General features: G+C 72.1%; 12 protein-coding genes. 6 read left to right on the top strand and 6 right to left on the bottom strand.

All coding sequences use genetic code 11. The features are described from left to right. Positions 1-4 precede the first annotated feature (4 nt). Positions 5-1819 (bottom strand): hypothetical protein, encoded by a 1815-nt coding sequence (locus DY240_RS15180; protein ID WP_119660695.1) that lies wholly within the window; start codon positions 1817-1819, stop codon positions 5-7. Positions 1820-1914: 95 nt separating this feature from the next. Here DY240_RS15180 and DY240_RS15175 point away from each other — a divergent pair, with 95 nt between their 5' ends. Then, positions 1915-2928, top strand: coding sequence for a LacI family DNA-binding transcriptional regulator (locus DY240_RS15175; RefSeq protein ID WP_119660694.1), 1014 nt, complete (start codon positions 1915-1917; stop codon positions 2926-2928). A gap of 23 nt (positions 2929-2951) precedes the next feature. Here DY240_RS15175 and DY240_RS15170 read toward each other — a convergent pair whose 3' ends face one another. The 5 genes from DY240_RS15170 to DY240_RS15150 all read right to left on the bottom strand — a co-directional run bounded on the left by DY240_RS15170 (position 2952) and on the right by DY240_RS15150 (position 8561). Beyond that, positions 2952-4247, bottom strand: a complete 1296-nt coding sequence (locus DY240_RS15170) for an enolase C-terminal domain-like protein (RefSeq protein WP_119660693.1) — start codon at positions 4245-4247, stop codon at positions 2952-2954. Positions 4248-4249: 2 nt separating this feature from the next. Then, positions 4250-5161, bottom strand: coding sequence for an NAD-dependent epimerase/dehydratase family protein (locus DY240_RS15165; protein WP_119660692.1), 912 nt, complete (start codon positions 5159-5161; stop codon positions 4250-4252). Further along, positions 5158-6126, bottom strand: a complete 969-nt coding sequence (locus tag DY240_RS15160; protein WP_119660691.1) for a carbohydrate ABC transporter permease — start codon at positions 6124-6126, stop codon at positions 5158-5160. The genes DY240_RS15165 and DY240_RS15160 overlap by 4 nt, the downstream gene beginning before the upstream one ends. Continuing rightward, complete coding sequence (locus DY240_RS15155) at positions 6123-7076, bottom strand: carbohydrate ABC transporter permease (protein ID WP_199701540.1); 954 nt, start codon at positions 7074-7076, stop codon at positions 6123-6125. The genes DY240_RS15160 and DY240_RS15155 overlap by 4 nt, the downstream gene beginning before the upstream one ends. 78 nt (positions 7077-7154) lie before the next feature. Beyond that, positions 7155-8561, bottom strand: coding sequence for an ABC transporter substrate-binding protein (locus DY240_RS15150; protein WP_119660690.1), 1407 nt, complete (start codon positions 8559-8561; stop codon positions 7155-7157). Positions 8562-9224: 663 nt separating this feature from the next. Between DY240_RS15150 and DY240_RS15145 the strand changes: the two genes are divergently transcribed. The 5 genes from DY240_RS15145 (at position 9225) to DY240_RS15125 (ending at position 19658) form a co-directional block, all read left to right on the top strand. Next, complete coding sequence (locus DY240_RS15145) at positions 9225-10331, top strand: Gfo/Idh/MocA family protein (RefSeq protein ID WP_199701539.1); 1107 nt, start codon at positions 9225-9227, stop codon at positions 10329-10331. Beyond that, positions 10328-11242, top strand: coding sequence for a DUF6807 domain-containing protein (locus DY240_RS15140; RefSeq protein WP_119660688.1), 915 nt, complete (start codon positions 10328-10330; stop codon positions 11240-11242). The genes DY240_RS15145 and DY240_RS15140 overlap by 4 nt, the downstream gene beginning before the upstream one ends. A 218-nt stretch (positions 11243-11460) precedes the next feature. Beyond that, entirely contained in the window at positions 11461-14739 is a 3279-nt protein-coding gene (locus DY240_RS15135; protein ID WP_147375336.1) for a glycosyl hydrolase, read from the top strand. A gap of 48 nt (positions 14740-14787) precedes the next feature. Beyond that, positions 14788-16362 carry a hypothetical protein gene (locus DY240_RS15130; protein WP_119660686.1) on the top strand — a complete coding sequence of 525 codons (1575 nt, stop codon included), beginning with the start codon at positions 14788-14790 and terminating at the stop codon, positions 16360-16362. Positions 16363-16397: 35 nt separating this feature from the next. Continuing rightward, complete coding sequence (locus DY240_RS15125; RefSeq protein WP_119660685.1) at positions 16398-19658, top strand: sugar-binding protein; 3261 nt, start codon at positions 16398-16400, stop codon at positions 19656-19658. Positions 19659-19728 lie beyond the last annotated feature (70 nt).

The following is a 19728-nucleotide window of genomic DNA, read 5'->3' as shown; positions in this document are numbered from 1 at the left end:
CTCGTCATGGTGCGGCGGGTGCACTCGACGCGAACGCGGCGGCGTGGTCGGCGCGGGTGCCGACGCTGGTCCGCGCCCGCAGCCACATGCCCGGCCGGCCGAGCTCGATGCCGTGGGCCGATCGCCGCACGCCGGTCGGAGACGAGGGTCGCCGCCGTTCGCCCACGGGGGCGAGCTCGAACGTGCCCGCCACGAAGGCCTGGCCCACGGATGCGAGGTCGACCTCCACCGGCCGGTCGGCGGCCAGCAGGACGACATCGACGGCGAGCCGGTCGCCGTCGCGCCGGACGCGGCCATACGGCCGCATGTCGCCGAAGGCGGCGTCCACCACGCCGATCGTGCATTCCACGCCGCCGGTGACCACGCCGACCGGCGCGCCGAGCGTGAACCCGTCGCCGTCGTCGACGACCCGCTCCCCCACCCGGACCACGGCGTCGGCGGCTCCCGCGAGGTCGAACGAGACCACGAGGGACGTCGCCGCGACCGGCACGCCCGGTGCCAGCATGTCCAGGTGCAGGTGACGGTCGCCGCCGGGCGAGGCGAACCCGACGACCCACAACACCGCCGTGCCCTCCTGCACCGAGGAGAACGAGCCGGACGCGAAGTCCGCGCCGTCCTTGAGCACCCTGAGCCGTACGCACCGCGCCGGCTGGCGCCACGGCGCGTCGCCCGGCGCCACCCACCGGCCCAGCAGGTTGCGGCGCTGCAGCCAGGTGTCGGCCTGATTGATCGTCCCCAGCGCCAGCACGGGGTCCAGCCACGTCGTGCCGACGACCTCGTCGACCGCGGTGCCGCCCCGCTGCTCGGCCGCGCCGTGCGCGGTGTCGACGCGGGCGAACAGTTCGCGGCGCAGCGTCCCGGCCGGAGCACTGGTGAAGGCGGCCACGTACCGGGCGGGGACGGACGGCTCGAGCACCGCCGGCCAGACCAGCTCGACGTCGGGGCGCGGCTCGAAGGAGCCGAAGGGCTCCGCATCGTCCAGGGCGGTGCGCAGGAACGTCAGCAGGCCGGGGTTGTCCGCGGCGTCATCGCCGTAGGTGCGCGACATCGGCCCGGCCAGCTGGCCGGACGGCGCGTGCCAGCGGGCGGCGAGGTGCCGCCAGGCGACCTCGCCGAGGCGCCGCGCGGCCGCGCGCACCTCGTCGTCGTCGACGTACTGGCCGATGGCGGTGATGGCCTGCGTCGTGATGGTCCAGTACGCCGGGCTGTTGTACTCGGCGAAGCTGCCGGTGGCCGCGACGTTCGCCGCGAACCGCCGCAGCCGGTCCCGCGCGTACCGGGCGAGGTCCGCGTCGCCCAGGAGCTGACCGGCGGCCAGCGTCACGAACGTTCCCTTGGCCGCGATGTTGGTGTAGTCCATCGAGACGTCGCGCCGCGCGACGGAGCGCGCCGCATGCCGCAGGGCACCGGTCACGGCCTCGGCGACGGCCGGGGTCAGGGCGCGGCGGTGGCGCAGGAGGACCATGGCCAGCGTCCGGCCGTTGAAGTCGGCCTGGTTCCAGTCCGGCGGCCGCATGGCGGCGAGTGGTTCCTCCGCGTAGTAGCTCCAGAGCCCGTACGTGTCCGAGCGAGGGTCGGCGTCCTGGTCCGCGACGCACCGGAGCAGGATCCGCTCGGCCCGCTCGTACCGACCGGCCTCGCACAGCGCCAGGGCGTACGACAGGCTCGCCACGTAGGGGTGGGCGTGGCCGGTGACGATGCGGGTGTGGATGGGGTTGTCCTTCGCCGCCACCCGCAGCAGCTCCCACCGGGCGTCGAACAGATCGTCACCGGCCGCACGGGCCGCGGCCACCAGCCGGCGGCGCAGGTCAGCGTCCATGAGATCGCTCCACGGCATCGGCGCCCGGACGGACGCAAAACCTTCTGCGTCGATCGCTACGATGTCTCAATGACCCACCCCAGCGAGTGTGCGCGATGACCACGCGACCGCGGCGCCACGTCAGCATCATCGACGTGGCCGCGCACGCCGGCGTGAGCGTGACCACGGTCTCCCACACGCTGAGCCAGCGCCGGCCGGTGTCGGCCGCGACGCGCGAACGCGTGCTCGCGGCCATCGCCGAGCTGGGCTACGAGCCCAACGACCTCGCGCGCAGCATGCGCACCCAGCGCACCAACACCATCGCGCTGGTGATCCCCGACATCACGAACCCCTTCTACACCTCGGTGGCGCGGGGTCTGCAGGACGCCATCCTGGCCGACGGCTACTTCGGCATCGTGTGCAACACCGACGCCCAGCCCGACATCGAGCGCCGCACCGTCCAGCAGCTGGTGAAGCGGCGCGTCGACGGCATCACGTTCTCCGGCTACTACCAGCACCAGGAGGACATCCGGCCGGCCGTCTCCGTCGGCATCCCGGTGGTGCTGCTGGGCAGCCACCGGCCCGAGGAGGGCTACGACGTCGTCAACGGCGCCGACCACGAGAGTGGCGCCGAGGCGACCCGCTACCTGCTGTCGCGCGGACACCGCCGCATCGCCTTCATCACCGCTCCCGCCGGCATCGGCGCGCCCGCGGTGCGGGTCGAGGGATACCACGCCGCGCTCCGCGAAGCCGGCATCGTCCCCGACCCCGCGCTGCTCATGCGGGCGCCGGTCAGCCGCGACGGCGGCGGCGCGGGCATGACGGCGCTGCTGGACCTGCCGGAGCCGCCCGACGCCGTCATCGCGACCAACGACGTCGTCGCCATCGGCGCCATCCAGGCCGCCCACGCTCGCGGGCTGCGCATCCCCGAGGACGTCGCCGTCATGGGCTTCGACGACATCGAGGCCGCGAGCCTGATCACCCCGAAGCTCACCACCATGGCGAACCAGTCGCACCAGATCGGCTTCGCCGCTGGGAAGCTGCTGCTGCAGCGCATCGCCGGCGAGGGGCCGTCCGGACCGCAGGAGGTCGTGTTCTCGGCCCAGCTGCGGCGGCGCGAGTCGGCCTGACCTCGCGCCGCCGGCGCCACCGCTCACGGCGCGGCGAGGCCGCCGTCGTGGCCGCGCACCCCGAGCACCCACTCGTCCATCCGAGCCAGGCCGGGCGGGTAGGCCGCGGCCGCCTTCTCGTCCAGGTCGATGCCCCAGCCCGGCGCCTCGTTGGGACGCAGCCAGCCGCGTTCGATCCGCAGGGTGCCGGGGAAGACCTCGTGCACGGCGTCGGGATAGAGGTGGCCCTCCTGGATGCCGAACGCGTGGCTGGTCACGTCGAGCGCGACGTTGGCGGCCGCGCCGATCGGCGACACGTCGGCCGGAGAGTGCCAGGCGGTGCGCACGCCCGTCAGCTCCGCCAGCACCGCCAGCTTGCGCGCCGGCGACAGCCCGCCGATGGCGGAGATGTGGCAGCGGATGAGGTCCACCCCGCCGTCGCGCACCAGCCGCACCGCCTCGGTGAACGACGTGGCCAGCTCGCCGACGGCCAGCGGCACCGGCGACGCGGCCCGCACCTCGGGCAGCCGGTCGAAGTACTCCGGCGCCAGCACGTCCTCGAGGAAGAACAACCGGTACGGCTCCAGCGACCGCGCCAGCAGCACCGCCTGCTTCGGCGTCAGCCGGGAGTGCACGTCGTGCAGCAGCTCGACGTCCTCGCCCAGTTCGGCCCGCGCGGCGGCGAACAGCTCCGGGGTCGTCCGCAGGTAGCGGTGGACGCTCCAGCCGTCCGGGTTCGGCGCCTCCGGGTAGCCGCCGCGCGCGCCCGGCGCGCCGTAGGTGCCCAGGCCGGGCTGCCCGACCTGCAGGCGGATGTGCGTCCAGCCGGCGTCCAGGAACCCCTTGGCCTGGACCAGGGTCTCCTCGACGGTGGCCTGCCCGGCGTGGATGTAGGTGGCCGCGGCCGCCCGCACCCGCCCGCCGAGCAGCTCGTACACCGCCATCCCGGCCCGCTTGCCCGCGATGTCCCACAGCGCCATGTCCAAGCCGGACAGTGCGTTGTTGCCCACCGGCCCGTTGCGCCAGTAGCTGCCGTAGTGCACCGCCCGGGTGATGTCCTCGATGTCGGCCGGATGCCGCCCCACCACCAGGCGCGCCAGGTGCTGCTCCACGTAGGCGACCACGGCGTGCCAGCGCTGGGTGAACGTGGCGCAGCCCAGGCCGTACAAGCCCGGCTCGTTCGTGTCGACCCGCACGATCACCAGGGGCGTCCCCTCAGGCGCCGTCGCGATCGCCCGCACCCCGGTGATGCGCAGCCGGTCGCGGTGCGGCCACGGCGGCGCGACGTTCCCCAGCTGGGTGGGCACCTCCAGCTGGGGGTCCGCGGTCGAGGTGGTCATGGTCATGGCGTCCTCATCTCGGTCGGCAGGTCACGGATCTCGTCGGAGTCGGGCAGCAGGTGTTCGGCGGTGAAGCCCAGCAGGCGCTCGGCGCGGGACAGGTCGACCGGCGCCGTGCGGCCCGGCGAGGCGCGACGACGCGGCACCGCCGGATAGTAGGCGTCGAGCAGATCCTCGGTCCGGTACGGCGCCATCGTGCGGCCGGCGGCGGCGAAGACGACCTGCGACCCCGTGACCTCCGCACGCAGCGCCAGGTCCAGCGCCCGGGCGGCGTCGCGCGTCTCCAGGTACAGCCACAGGTCCCGGGCGCCGAGCCCCGGATCGCCGCTCACCCGCGCCGCGTGCGCCGGCAGGCGGTCGTCGAGCTCGTCCGCCTCGCCCAGGCCGCCCACGAACGGGAACCGCAGCGACACCACGGTCATGTCGTGCCGGCGGACCATCGCGCCGGCCGTCACCTCGTCGACGTACTTGGACAGCGAGTACGGGTCGGCGGCCTCCGTGGGCAGGTCCTCGTCGAGCGGCAGGTAGGCCGGTGCCACTCGCGGCCGCGGCGACCACCCGAGCCCGAGGGCGTTGATGCTGCTGGCGATGGCGGCCCTCCGGACGCCGCGCTCGCCGGCCGCGTCGAGGACGGTGAACGTCGCCGCCGTGTTGCCGGCGAAGACCTCGTCGGGCGTGCCCAGCATGGGCGCCGGGATCGCGGCCAGATGGACGACGGCGTCGACGCCGTCCAGTGCCTCGTCGACGGCGGCGCGGTCGGCGGCGTTCCCGACCACGACACGGTCGACCTCGAGGTCGCCGGGGTCGTCGAGCACGAGCCCCGTGACCGCGACGCCCGCCGACCGGAACCGCAGGGTGGCGGCCCGTCCGATCAGGCCGGCGGCGCCGGTCACCAGCACGTGGCCGATGGTCATCCCTTCAACGCCCCGGCCTGGCCGGCACCGCGCAGGAACTGGCGCTGGAACACCAGGAACAGCAGGACCGGGATGATCACCGAGATGAACAGGCTGGCCATGAGCAGGCTCATCTCCGACGTCTGCTCCAGCCGCGGCAGCACGACGGACAACGGCTGCAGGGTGGGATCGGGCAGCACCAGCATCGGCCAGAGGAACTCCTTCCACGCGGCCATGATGGTGAGCAGGGAGATGACGCCGATGATCGGCTTGGACATGGGCAGCACGATGCTCCAGAAGATCCGGTACGGGCCGGCCCCGTCGACCTTCGCCGCCTCGAACAGGTCGCGGGGCAGCCGGTCGAACACCCGCTTCATCAGCAGGACGTTGAACGCGCTCGGCGCGGCGGGCAGCCACACGGCCCAGAAGGTGTTGATGAGATTCCGCTCGACGACCGGGACGTCCAGGATGATGAGGTACGACGCCACGAGCGAGACCACACCGGGGACGAACAGCGTGGCCAGCACGGCCCCGGTGATGATCGGGCCGTACTTCGGCCGCAGCACCGACAGCGCGTAGCCGCCGGTCAGCGCCACGAGCAGGCCGAAGAACCACGAGCCGAGCGCGATCCAGACGGTGTTCAGCAGCGCCCGGCCGATGTGCACGAGGTTCCAGGCGTCGCTGAGGTTCTGCCACTGGATGCCGCTGGGCCACAGCCCGAACGGCTCGCGGATGATGTCCTGGCTCGTCGACACCGCCGACTTGAACAGCCAGAGCAGCGGGCCGCCGCTGATCAGCAGCAGGCCGCCGACGACCACCACGACCAGGACGCGCAGTCCGATCCGCACACCGGGGCGGCGCCGGTCGTTCGTCGACAGGACGCTGCGTTCGCCGGCGAACGTCGGTTCCTTGGGGCGCCGGCGGCGCGAGCCGCCCGCGGCCGCGTCCTCGGCGTGGTCCACGGCGGCGTCGACACTCGTGCTCATGTGGTGCTCCATTTCCGCGTCGCCCAGAGGTAGATGCCGGACAACAGGCACAGCGCCAGGGCCAGCATCAGGCTGAGCGCGGTGGCCTTGCCGTAGTCGCTGGCCAGGAACGCGTACCGGTAGATCAGCATGAGGATCGTGACGGTGCGGTTCTCGGGGCCGCCGTTGGTCATGATGAACGGTTCGGTGAACACCTGGAACGTCCCGATCAGCTGCAGCAGCAGCATGATCAGCATGATGCCGCGCATCTGCGGCAGCGTGACGTGCCAGATGCGCCGCCAGATGCTGGCGCCGTCGACCTCGGCCGCCTCGTAGAGCTCGGACTGGATCGACATCAGCGAGGCCAGGTAGATGATGGTGGCCGCGCCGAAACCGGCCCAGCACGCCTGCACCACCATGCTCGGCATCGCCGCGCCGGGGCTCTGGAGCCAGGGGTAGGGCCCGAGGCCGACCCAGCCGAGGATCGTGTTGAAGACACCGCTCTCGTCCGGGCGGTAGAACGTCTTCCACAGCAGCACCGAGACGACCGGCGGGATGATCGTCGGGATGTAGGCGAGCCCGGCCGCGAACCCGCGCGCCTTGCGCAGCTCGGCGATGAACACCGCGGCGATGACCGGCACGGGATAGCCGATGACCACGGCGAGGATGGTGAACCACGTCGTGTTCCACGCCGCCGTCCCCAGCAGCGGGTCGGCGAGGACCCGCTCGAAGTTGTTCCAGCCGACCCACTCGGCCGGCCCGATGAAGTTCGTCTGCTGGAAGCTCAGCACCAGGCTCTTGAGCACCGGCCACCAGGAGAACAGCGCGAACAGGACGATGAGCGGCAGGAGGAAGACCAGCGAGCTCAGCCCGCCGCCCCGCACCCACGTCACCGGCGTCCGCCGCCGCCGTCGTCGAGCCGGCGGCACCGGCCGCGCGGCCCTCTCGACGTCCTTGTCGATCACCACCACGGTCGCATCTCCTTCCGTCGTGCACGCAGGACGTCCGGGGCCCGCTGCGGGGACCCCGGACGTCCCGGACACCGTGGGTCAGCCCGCCTGGATGAGCGCGTTGACGTTGTCCTCGGCCTCGGCCAGCAGCGCGTCGATGTCGGCGTCCTCGCGAGTCAGCACTGCCTGGACCACCGGGTCGAGCGCGGCGTAGAGCTCCTGGCCCTTGACCGGCGGCTCGGACACCAGCGGTATCTCCTGGATCGTGGTCAGGTAGTACTCCGCGTTCTCCCGCGGCACGTTGATCAGCTCTTCGATCCAGCCCAGGTACTGGTCGTAGAGCTCCTGGCTGACGATGGGGAGCTCGATCGTGCCGACCGGGCGGCCGTCCTTCGCGGCGCCGTCGACGTTGTCGAGCGCGGTCTGCTCGTCGTAGTACTTGGCGAAGCGGTTGAACTGGATCCACGTCAGCGCGGCGTCGATCTGCTCGGGCGTGGCCCGCGCGCTGATCAGGTCGACCGACCCACCGGACAGGGCGCCGACGGCGTCGTCGTCCTGCGGCAGAGGTGCGACGCCGAAGGCCTCGGGCGGCAGGCCACGGGTCTCGACCAGGTCGGTGTAGGCGTCGGCGCCCGCGATCATCATGCCGGCCCGGCCGGCGCCGAACTCGTTGCGCGAGTCCTCCCAGTTGATCAGGAAGTTGGCTCCCATCGTGTCGTCCTCCCACCGCAGCGCGCGGAGGAACTCCAGCGCCTGCTTGGTGGGCTCGGAGTCGAACGACGCGGTCGCCGTCTCGCCGTCGACCTCCTCCATGAGCCCGCCGAACGCGGCCGACATCGCCGTGAGCGTCCAGCCGCCGACGTTCTCGGTGGTCATGCTGATCAGTCCGGGGACGCCGGTCTTCTCCTGGATCGTCCTGGCCGCGGCCCGGATGTCGTCCCAGGTCTTCGGCGGGTCGTCCGGATCGAGCCCGGCCTGCTCGAACAGCGCCCGGTTGTAGATCAGGCCCGCCGTGTACGCGGCGTAGGGGACGCCGTAGATGCCGCCGTCGGGCGCGGTGACGACCTCCATGAGACCGGGGTTGAGATCCTCGAGGAAGCCGGCCCCCTCGAGCTGCTCGGAGATCTCGGCCGCCTGGCCGCGGGCGGCCAGCCCCTGGACCTCGGTGAACGGCAGCGCCGTCACGGTCGGCTCGGTGCCGCCGGCCAGCATCGCCGGGAAGGTGTCGGCCGCCCAGCGGTACTCGGTCGCCTCGATGGTGATGTGCGGGTTGGCCTCCTCGAACCGCTCGATCTTGTCGAGCATGCTCTGGCGGCGCTCGGGCTCCTCGGTGGGCGGCAGGTCGTTGATCGAGATAGTCACCGGCGCGTCGGAGTCCGGCGTGTCGCCGCCTCCGCCGCTCGCCGGGTCGTCGTCGCTGCTGGACGTGCCGCAGGCGGCCAGCGCCGCGACGAGGGCGGTGGTCAGCGCGGCCACAGCCGTGCGCCGGAACAGGGGTTTCGCCATCGGAACTCCTTGTGACGTACAGGGATGGGGCGCCGCACGTCCGATCAGGCCGCGGCGGAAGTGGGGCCGTAGCCCCGTTGCAAAACCTTTTGTGTTGGCCAAACGTGCCACACCGGCGCAAGCGAGTCAACGGTTCGTTTCCAGAGCGTGATTGTGAGCCGACGTTGGTCGTGCCGGTGGGAAGGTCGCTGGCGTTCGCGATGGAGCCGACATCGTGCCGACGGCCACGCGCGCGGCCGTGGCCCCCTCACCGTGCCGACGAACCCAGCCGTGTGGTGGCAGCCAGGCCGGGCGCACCGGTCTTGTCGTCGTCGACCGCCGGTGCCGATGACGACGAGCCGCAGGCCGCAGATGGGTGAGGGATCCGGGTAGCCAGGACGACGCGGATCCCTCACCCATCCAGGCCGCGACGACGACACCGCCACCGTGACCACCACACCACGACACACGCCCCACGCATTCATCGGCATCCCCCAGGCCGCAGCGTCGGCAATCTCGGCGTCGGCTAACACGTGATCACCGGCGAGCAGGGGATAGCGCCGATTCCGGCGATCGGGCGAGCCGGCGGCGCCCGGCCCTTGTGGACGCACCCCACCCCTCGTGTACGCTCCACAAAACCTTTTGCGTCAGTGTGTGGGTCGTCGAGTCCCGAGGGAGCCCCGTGTGTCGAATCCACCGCCGGTCGCCGGCGCCCCGGTCCGCGTCGCGCTCGTCGGCACCGGCGCCATCGCCGACAACGTCCACCTGCCGGCGCTGCGGTCGCTCGGCCCGGCCGTCCGCGTCGAGGCGGCCATGGACGTGGACGCCGGCCGGCTGGCGGCCGTCGCCGCGCGCTGGGACATCGCGGCCACGTACGAGGATCTCGATCTGCTGCTGAAGGAGGTCCGGCCGGACCTGGCCATCATCTGCTCGCCGCCGGCCGTCCATCGTGAGCAGGTGGTCGCCGTCCTGGAGTCCGGGGCCTGGGCCTGGTGCGAGAAGCCGCCGGTGCTGTCGCTGGCCGAGTACGACGACCTCGCCGCCGCGGAGTCCGACGGCGGCCCGTACGCCGCGATCGTCTTCCAGCACCGGTTCGGAAGCGGCGCCCGCCACGCCCGCCGTCTGCTCGACGAGGGGTTGCTGGGCCGGCCGCTGGTGGCCCACTGCCAGACCACCTGGTTCCGCGACGACGCCTACTACGCCGTCCCGTGGCGCGGGCGCTGGGAGACCGAGGGCGCGGGCCCGGCGATGGGCCTGGGCATCCACCAGATCGACCTGTTCCTCCACCTGCTCGGTCCCTGGTCGCACGTCACCGCGTTCGCAGGCCGCCTCGCCCGCGACGTCCGCACCGACGACGTCACGACGGCGGCCGTCCGGTTCCAGAGCGGCGCGCTGGCCACGGTCGTGAACTCGTCGGTGTCGCCGCGACAGGTCAGCTACCTGCGCATCGACTGCGAAGCCGCCACCGTCGAGCTCGACCACCTCTACGGATACGGCGACGACGACTGGACCTACACGCCGGCCCCTGGCACACCACCGGAACAGGTCGAGGCCTGGCTGCCGGCCGTACCGGGCGAGCCGAGCAGTCACCGGTCCCAGCTCGCCGCGCTGCTCGCCGACCTGCGCTCCGGCCGTCGCCCCTCGACCAGCGGGGGCAGCGGCCGCGACGCGCTCGAGTTCATCACCGCCATGTACAAGTCCGCGCTCACGGGCCGGACCGTCACCCGCGGCTCGATCGGCCCCGGCGATCCCTTCTACAGCGCCGTCAACGGCGGGATGGAGCTCCCATGACCCTGGTCGTCACGCACACCCACGGACACGACGTGTCGGTCCGGGCCGGCGACGCCGAGCTGGCCCGCTACGTCTACGCGCCGTTCCCGCAGCGCTGGGAGGCGCCGAAGCCCTACGTCCACCCTCTTCGCACCCTGTCCGGCGACGTCGTGACGATCTTCCGCCCGCACGACCACCGCTGGCACAAGGGCCTGCAGCTCACCGCCACCGACGTGTCGGGTACCAACATCTGGGGCGGGCACACGTACGTCCGCGGCGAGGGCTACCAGGTCCAGGACAACCTGGGTGCGATGCGTCCCACCGGGCCGGTCGCCGTCCACGATGGCCGGGCCGAGGTCACCGTCGAGCATGGGCTGGAGTGGGTCGACAGCGACGACGTACCGCTGGCGACCGAGCGGCGCGTGCTGCGGTTCCACGGCGTCGACCTCGACGGCGGCTGGTACGCACTCGACCTGACGACGCAGATCGCGGGTGCGCGCGGCGCGCCGCTGGTCCTCGAGAGCCCGAACATCCGCGGCATGACGGGGTCCGGCTACAGCGGCCTGTGGTGGCGCGGGCCGCGGTCGTTCACCGACGGCGCCCTGGTCACCCCGGACGGCGTGGTGCCCGAGGACGAGCTGCGCGGACGCAGCGTCGCCGACGTGCCATGGGTCGCCTACGTCGGCCGGCACGACGATGTCGACCGTTCGTCGACGCTGGTCTTCACCACCGCGCCGGAGAACAAGGCCGACGCCGCCCACTGGTTCACCCGCACCGGCGACTTCGCCGGCGTCAACCCGTCGTGGGCCTTCCACGAGCCGCTGGTCGTCCCGGCCGGCGAGACGATGCACCGCCGGTACCGCGTGATCGTCGCCACCGGCGAGCATCCGCCGGCCGTCATCGAGCAGCGGCTCGCCGCCGTCGCCTGGTGAGGCTGCCCGATCCGCCGCGGTGAGCGGGTGGTGTCCGCGCGCCAGTGCGTGAGCACCCCCCCGCCCCCGCCCCCGCCCACCTGTGCGACGCGGGCCGCTTGCGCAAAACGTTTCGCGCCAATGTCTTGCGGATGACCGGTTCGCTCCGCTACGTTCCACAAAACCTTTTGCGTCCGCCGCTCCGGCCGGCCGCGTCGACTCATCGTCGAGGAGACTGCATGCGCGCTCCACGAAGAATCCTGGCGTCACTCGCTTCCCTCGCCCTGGCCGTGGCCGCCGCGGCGGGCCTGGGACCGTCGACGGCGCAGGCCGCCGACATCACGGAGGTGATCGGCGACTTCGAGACCGCCGCCGAGGTCTGGAACCTCAACCTCGGGTCCGAGTTCCCCGGCGCGCAGGGCACCTTCACCCGCGACCCGGCCGATGCCGCGACGGGTGCGCAGTCGGGGCTGGTCACCGCTGACTTCAGCGGCGGCGGCAACTACGTCCTGCTGGGACGCGCCGTCAACCGCGACCTGACCAGCCTGTCGTTCCAGGTCCGCAGCGCGGAGGTCAGCAGGATCGGGCTGCGCCTGACCGACTCGACCGGCCAGGTGCACCAGCAGCGCATCGCGCTCGCCCCGGGCGGCGCCTGGCAGCAGGTCACCGTCACCGACTTCGCCGGTGGCGAGGGCAACATCCACTACGGCGGCGCGAACGACGGCATCTGGCACGGCCCGGCCCGGTCGATCGGCCTGATCATCGACCGCGGCTTCGTGCTCACGGCGGACAGGACGGCCGACGTGCGGTTCGACGCCGTCACCGGCACCACGCCGCCGCCGGTGCTCGAGGTCGGCCAGACGGTCCCCGGGAACATCTTCGAGGACAGCCGGCCGGTCGAGTTCGACCTCACCACGCGCGCCGACTCCGTGCGCTGGACCGTCACCGACGCCTGGGGCGACCAGGTCGCGTTCGGCGACACGCCCGTCGACGTCACGGCCGGCCTGACCGTCCCGGTCGACACGCCCGGCCACTACGCCGTCGAGTTCGCCGCCGTCCAGGACGGCGAGGTCATCGGCACCTCCGAGACCGACTTCGCCGTCGTCGAGGAGTTCGACCCCTCGCCGTCGGACGAGCGGTTCATGATCGCCGAGCACCTCACCCGTCCGGACTGGGGCGACCCGGACTACGAATTGGTCGGCATCGCGGACAAGCTCGGCACCCAACGGGTCCGCGAGGACGCCGGCTGGGGCGAGATCGAGAAGCAGCCGGGCGTGTACACGTACACCCGCTACGACGGCATGGTCGAGGCGCTCGACGAGGCCGGCATGGGCTGGGCGCCGATGTTCGGCTACACCAACCGGTTCTACGACGGCAACGCCACGCCCTACACCGACGAGGCCCGGCGCGGCTACGCCGCCTACACCGTCGACGCCATCGAGCGGTACGACCTGGAGTCGGTCGAGATCTACAACGAGTTCAACATCGGCTTCGGCGACCGCGGCGACGGCCCCGCCGACAGCCGCGCCGACTACTACTTCCCGCTGCTGAAGACCGCCTACGAGGCCGTCAAGGCCGAGCACCCGGACGTGACGGTGGTCGGCGGCGTGACGTCGTCCATCCCGTTCCAGTGGCTCGAGCAGTTGTTCCAGCTGGGCGGCCTGGAGTACATGGACGTGCTCTCCGTCCACCCGTACCGGTTCCCCGGCGCGCCGGAGGGCATGGCGGCCGACCTCCAGCGGCTCGACGCGCTGGTCCGCCAGTACAACGACGGCGAGTCGATCCCGATCTGGATCACCGAGCAGAGCTGGCCCACGAACACCGGCGCGACCGGTGTCAGCGAGGCCACCTCCGCCGCCTACCTGGTCCGCGCGCACGTGGTCGCCTTCGCCAACGGCGTGGAGCGCTACACCTGGTACAACATGATGAACAAGGGGCTGAACGAGGCCGACGTCGAGCACCGCTACGGTCTCATCCGCAACACCAACGACCCGCGCGGCAAGTGGACGCCCAAGCCCGGCTACGCCGCCTACGCCGCCATGACCCGGGCGCTGGACGACGCCGCGTACGACCATGACGAGACCGTCGCCGACGGCGTCCACAGCCACGTCTTCGACCGCGACGGCACGCCGGTGCGGGTGCTGTGGTCCGACCAGCCCGTGACCGTCTCGGTGGAGACCGCCCCGGACACGACGGTGTCGGTGACCGACCTCATGGGCGCCTCCGACACCTACCGCAGCCGGGCCGGCCGCATCCACCTCACGCTCGGCCCCGCGCCGGTCTACCTCACCGGCGAGGTCGAGCACATCGCGCCCGACGACAGGCTCACGCTGGCCCCGGTGGCCGAGGACGGCGCCGTCGCGGCCGGCGACGACATCGCGCTGGAGCTGACCATCGACAACTCCGTCGCGCCGCGGGCGCCGATCCACGGCACGTTCGAGATCGCCGGCACGTCGGTCCCGGTGTCGGTGCGCCCGGGCCAGGTCGCGACCATCCCGGTGACGGTTCCGGGCACCGACGACCTCGGTCCGCGTGACCTCGTGGGCACGCTGCGGCTCTCGGGCACCCCGGCGGCGCGGCTCACCACCCAGGTCGACGTCGTCGAGCCGCTCACGATGACGGCCACGCACCGCCTGGACGACGCCGGCGCCGACGTCCTCCGGGTCAGCGTGGCCAACGCCTCGGTGGACGAGGTGGCCCTCGGCGAGCTTGCCTGGACGATCGGCGGGCAGAGCGGCACGGCGCAGGTCCCCGCCGCCATCGCCGGCGGCGGCACGTACGAGGTCGACATCCCGCTCGCGGGCATGCCGGCCGGCCGGCACGCCCGCGAGCTGCGCCTCACCGCTCCCGACGCCGGCGACGTCGTCAGCACGGGCACCGTCGCGGTCGTCGCCCCCGAGGCTGTCGGCTCCTTCCCGCAGCGCTCGATCACGGTGGACGGTGTCCTCGACGACCTCGCGGACGTGCCGTCGATCGACTTCCTCGCCGACGGCGTGGTGGACATCGCCGACCACGGCGGCCCCGACGACCTCGGCGGCCGGCTGTGGACCACCTGGGACGACGAGAACGTCTACCTGAGCGCGCGGATCGACGACGACGTCCACTTCCAGTCCGAGTCCGGCACCGCCGTCTGGTTCGGCGACGGGTTCCAGTTCGGCTTCGCCGCTGGTCTGCCGGGCGAGACGCGGGCCTGGGACGAACTGGGCATGTCGCTCACCGAGAACGGACCGGAGCTCTACCGCTGGCTGTCCGCGCAGGGCCGGCCCACCGGGCTGATCGAGGACGCGGATCTGGCCATCACCCGCGACGAGGCGGCCGCGGAGACCGTCTACGAGCTGGCCATCCCGTGGAGCGAGCTCACGCCGTTCGAGCCCGAGCATCGGCTGCTCAGCTTCTCGATCATCCTCAACGAGAACGACGGCCAGGAGCGGCGCGGCTGGCTGCGCTACGGCGACGGCATCGCCACCGCCAAGGACCCGGCCCGGTACAGCCCGTTCCGCCTGGACCCGCCGCACTGATCGAATCCCCCCCCCCCCCCCGGTCCCGCGACGTCAAAGGAGACGACGATGCGATCGACTCGACGGCAGTTCCTGCACTCGACCGGTCTCGGGATCGCCGGCCTGGCCCTGCCCTGGCAGGGCCGGGCCGCGGGAGCGGCGGAGGCGGCGGGCATCGCGCCCGCTGCCTCCCCGCTGCTGCTCGGCGTGAACGGCCACCCGTACAACAACGACTCATACACGCCGGCGAACGGCGTTCCGTACGAGACGCAGGTGGCCATGCTCACCGAGTTGGGCATGGGCATCTACCGCACCGACCTCGGCGTCGACGCCTCCGGTCGCTCGCCGGTGCACAACTCCGTCCTGCGGATGATGGGCCTGCTCGGCGACGCCGGGATCGCCTGCATGCCCATGCTGGGCGACAACTGCGACCCGGCGCTGTCCAACCAGCAGAACTACGACCGCGGGTTCGCCAAGGCGGCCGGTTTCGCGACGCTCTACGGCCAGTACTTCACCCACCTCAACCTCGGCAACGAGTGGGAGCTGAACGACGGATTCAAGACCGGGATCGGCAACTCGGCCGGTCACTACGACCTCACCATGGCCGAGCGGTCCATGAACTGGATCAAGGGCGCGCATGCCGGCATCAAGTCGGTGCGGCCGGCCGCTCAGACCTCGGTCGCGGTCGCGGGCTGGTATCCCACCTGGTGGCAGGACTACCTCCTGGAGAACGTCGACCTCGACTTCGTCGACTGGCACTGGTACGCCGACATGGAGAGGAACAAGTCGGACATCGACGTCGACAACATCTTCGACGAGCTCTGGACCCGGTACGGGCTGCCGATCTGGGTCTCCGAGACCAACGACATCCCCAACTGGGACCGCGGCGAACCGGAGAACCAGCAGGCGCAGGTCAACTGGTATCAGACGTTCCGGACGATGTGCCTGGAGCATCCGCACGTCGAGGCCCTGATCTGGTACGAGCTGCTCAACCAGCCGCACCGCAACGTCGCCGTCGAGAGTGAGTACATCCAGGCGAACTTCGGCATGGTGGCGTTCCCGGGCTTCGACCCCGCGAACCCCGACTACACCGGTTGGTCGTACAAGAAGCTGCCCCGCCGCATCATGGGCGCCGACGTCCTCCTGGGCGGCTTCGAGGGACCGAGCGAGGGCTGGGTGTTCGGGAACGGCCCGGAGTTCCCCGGCGCGACCGGCTCGTTCCAGCGCAACGACACCAACGTCATGGGCGGCGCGCTCTCCGGTCTGCTCTCCGGCGACTTCACCGGCGGCGGCGCCTACGTGCAGGTGTCGCGGCCCGTCCCGAGCCTGCCCATCCGCACGCTGACGTTCTGGATCCGGTCGACGACGGCGCAGCGCGTCGGCCTGCGGGTCACCGACAGCACCGGCCAGACCCACCAGCAGTCGCTGGCGTTCACGCCGTCGGGCGCCTGGCAGGAGATCGCCGTGTCCGACTTCGCCGGCGGCACGAACTACACCCACTTCGGCGGCGCGGACGACGGCGTCTGGCACGGGCCGGCGACCAAGGTCGGCTTGGTCCTGGACAAGGGCGGCCTCACCCCCGGCCGGCTCACCGGCGGCCTCCGGTTCGACGAGATCGTCGCCACCGTCCAGGACGTCCCCTGACCGCACCGCACCACCACACCCTGGAGGAGAACTGCATGCGCATCCCCCGAAGGCTCGCGGCGGCCATCACGGCCGCCGCCGCCGCGGCCGCCGGGCTCGTCGCGGCGCCGGCGGCCACCCAGGCGCTGGACCTCACCACCACGATCGGCGACTTCGAGACCGCCGGCGACGGCTGGGGCCTCAACCTGGGAGCGGAGTTCCCCGGCGCCCAGGGCTCGTTCACCGTCGATGCCACCGATGCGGTGAGCGGGTCGTCGTCCGGCGTGCTGAGCGGCGACTTCACCGGCGGCGGCAACTACGTGCAGGTCCGCAAGAGCATCTCGCTCGACGCGGTCGGGCTGAGCTTCCAGGCGAAGACCGACGACGTCACCGGGCTCGGGCTGCGCCTGGTCGACTCCACCGGCCAGACCCACCAGCAGCGCCTCGCCCTCACGCCCGGCGGCTGGCAGCGGATCACGGTGACCGACTTCGCCGGCGGCAGCGGCTACCTGCACTACGGCGGCGCGAACGACGGCGTCTGGCACGGCCCCGCGACGAGCGTCGCGTTCATCATCGACAAGGGCAGCGTGCCGGCGACCAGCCTCACCGGCAGCGTGCGGCTCGACGCCGTCACCGTGACGGCGCAGCCGCCGGCGCTGGCGATCGAGCAGACGACGCCCGGCAACATCGTCGAGCAGCCCGACGAGGTGACGCTCGGCCTGGTGTCGCGGGGCGACACCGTGAGCTGGACCGTCACCGACTTCTGGGGTGAGCGGGTCGCGGCGGGCGACACGCCCATCGACACCCGGACCGAGCTGACCCTGCCCATCGACACCCCGGGTCACTACGTCTTCGCGGCCACCGCGACCCTCGGCGGCGAGGTGATCGCCACCCGCGAGACCGACGTGGCGCTGCTGGCCGCGACCGAGCGGCTGCCCGCGACGGAGTCCCCGTTCGGCCTCGCCGAGCACCTGTCCTGGGAGTCGACCAAGGACCCCGACCACCTGCTCCCCGAGATCGCCGCGAAGGCCGGGGCGATGACCGTACGCGAGGACGCGGGCTGGGGCTCCATCGAGCCGCGTCCGGGCGAGTACGTGTTCGGACGGTACGACGGCATCGTCGACAGCCTGGACACCGCGGGCGCGACCTGGTTGCCGATGTTCGGCTACACGAACGCCCACTACGACGGCAACGCCACGCCGTACACCGACGCGGGCCGCCAGGCCTACGCCAACTACGTCTCCGCCACGGTCGAGCACTACGACCTGCCCTGGGTCGAGGTGTACAACGAGTTCAACATCGGCTTCGGCGACCGCGGCGACGGCCCCGCCGACAGCCGGGCCGACTACTACTTCCCGCTGCTGAGGACGACCTACGAGACCGTCAAGGCCGAGCACCCGGACGTCGCGGTCGTCGGCGGCGTCACGTCGTCGGTGCCGATGCAGTGGCTGGAGCAGCTGTTCCAGCTCGGCGGCCTGGAGTACATGGACGTGCTCTCGGTGCACCCGTACCGCTACCCCGGCGACCCCGAGGGCATGGAGGACGTGCTCGCCCGGCTCGACGCCCTGGTCCGCCAGTACAACGGCGGCGAGTCGATCCCGATCTGGATCACCGAGCAGGGCTGGCCCACCAACACCGGCGCCACCGGCGTCAGCGAGTCGACCCAGGCGGCCAACTTCGTCCGGGCCAACGTCCTCTCGCTGGCCTCGGGAGTCGAGCGTCACGTCATGTACAACATGTCGGAGAAGGGCCTGAACGACGCGTCCAGCGAGGACCGGTTCGGGATCATCCGGCACCACGACAGCCCGCGCGGCCGCTGGGTGCCCAAGCCCGCATACGTGAGCTACGCGACGATGACCCGCGCGCTCGGCACCGCCGACTTCGTCAGCCGCGACGAGATCGCCGAGGGCGTGCGCAGCTACCTGTTCGACAACGGCGGCACCCCGGTGCGCGTCCTGTGGGCCGAGCAGCCGGCGACCGTGGCGATCGAGTCCGAGCAGCGGCTCACCGTCACCGACCTGACCGGGTCGTCCGAGCGGTACGACGCCAATGCCGGCCGCATCCACCTGACGCTCGGCGACACCCCCGTCTACGTCACCGGCGACGTGACCTCGATCGAGGTGAGCGACACGCTCGCGCTGCGGCCGGCCGTCGGCGCCACCGTGGCCATCGGCGACCCCGTCGAGCTGGAGCTGACGATCGACAACACCGGCGAGCCCCGCGCGCCGATCGTCGGCACCTTCCACATCGGCGGCCGGTCCGTGCCGGTCCACGTCGCGCCCGGCCGGACCGCGACCGTCCCGGTCACGCTCCCGGCCGCAGACGAGCTCGGACCGCGCGAGCTCGTGGGCACGCTCGAGGAGCGGCGCGGCACGACGGCCCGGCTCACCACGGGCGTCACCGTCATCGAGCCGCTCGCGGTGACGGCCGCGCACCGGCTCGACGACACCGGCACGCACGTGCTGACGGCGACCGTCACCAACGCCGCCACCCGCGACGTCGAGCTCACCACGCTGGAATGGACCATCGGCGACGCCTCGGGCACCGCCGAGGTGCCGGCGACGCTGGCCGGCGGGACCAGCGTCGACGTCGATCTCCCGCTCGACGGACTCGCCCAGGCGAGGCACGCGTACGAGCTGCGGCTCACCGCCCCCGGTGTCGCCGACGTCGTGCGCACGGGCACGGTGTCGATCGTCGCCGACGACACGATCGCGCCCATCGCGCACCGGCCGATCACTGTCGACGGTGTCCTGGACGACCTCGGCGACGTGCCGGCGTTCGACCTGCTCGCCGACGGCGTCAACCAGGTCGCCGGCCACACCGGCCCCGACGACCTCTCCGGCCAGGTCTGGACGACGTGGGACGAGGAGAACGTCTACCTGTCGGCGCGGATCCACGACGACGTGCACAGCCAGACGTCGTCCGGCGACGGCGTCTGGGCCGGCGACGGCTTCCAGTTCGGCTTCGCCACCGGGCTGCCGGGCGAGACCCGCGCCTGGGACGAGCTCGGGCTCACGCTGACCGCGGACGGCCCGGAGGTCTACCGCTGGCTCGCCGCCGGCGGACGATCGGTCGGCGTGGTCGAGGGGGTGGACGTCGCGGTCGTCCGGCACGACGACACCGACGAGACCGTCTACGAGCTGGCCATCCCCTGGTCGGAGCTGACGCCGTTCCGGCCCGCGGACCGGCTGCTCAGCTTCTCGCTCATCGTCAACGAGAACGACGGCACCGGCCGCGACGGCTGGATCGCCTGGGGCGACGGGATCGCGACGGCCAAGGACCCGGCGCGCTACCTCCCGTTCCGCCTGGACCCGTGACCGCCGGCCCGGCCGGAGCCGTCACCGGCGGCTCCGGCCGGGCCCGACCCCACCCTTGCTCCACTCGACC

Source organism: Jiangella rhizosphaerae (assembly GCF_003579925.1).
GTDB lineage: Bacteria > Actinomycetota > Actinomycetes > Jiangellales > Jiangellaceae > Jiangella > Jiangella rhizosphaerae.
This window is presented reverse-complemented; position numbering and strand designations above follow the sequence as displayed.

Coding starts and splice junctions, on each gene's coding strand:
- DY240_RS15180 (WP_119660695.1), bottom strand. CDS start 1,819: ATGGACGCTGACCTGCGCCGCCGGCTGGTGGCCGCGGCCCGTGCGGCC.
- DY240_RS15175 (WP_119660694.1), top strand. CDS start 1,915: ATGACCACGCGACCGCGGCGCCACGTCAGCATCATCGACGTGGCCGCG.
- DY240_RS15170 (WP_119660693.1), bottom strand. CDS start 4,247: ATGACCACCTCGACCGCGGACCCCCAGCTGGAGGTGCCCACCCAGCTG.
- DY240_RS15165 (WP_119660692.1), bottom strand. CDS start 5,161: ATGACCATCGGCCACGTGCTGGTGACCGGCGCCGCCGGCCTGATCGGA.
- DY240_RS15160 (WP_119660691.1), bottom strand. CDS start 6,126: ATGAGCACGAGTGTCGACGCCGCCGTGGACCACGCCGAGGACGCGGCC.
- DY240_RS15150 (WP_119660690.1), bottom strand. CDS start 8,561: ATGGCGAAACCCCTGTTCCGGCGCACGGCTGTGGCCGCGCTGACCACC.
- DY240_RS15140 (WP_119660688.1), top strand. CDS start 10,328: ATGACCCTGGTCGTCACGCACACCCACGGACACGACGTGTCGGTCCGG.
- DY240_RS15135 (WP_147375336.1), top strand. CDS start 11,461: ATGCGCGCTCCACGAAGAATCCTGGCGTCACTCGCTTCCCTCGCCCTG.
- DY240_RS15130 (WP_119660686.1), top strand. CDS start 14,788: ATGCGATCGACTCGACGGCAGTTCCTGCACTCGACCGGTCTCGGGATC.
- DY240_RS15125 (WP_119660685.1), top strand. CDS start 16,398: ATGCGCATCCCCCGAAGGCTCGCGGCGGCCATCACGGCCGCCGCCGCC.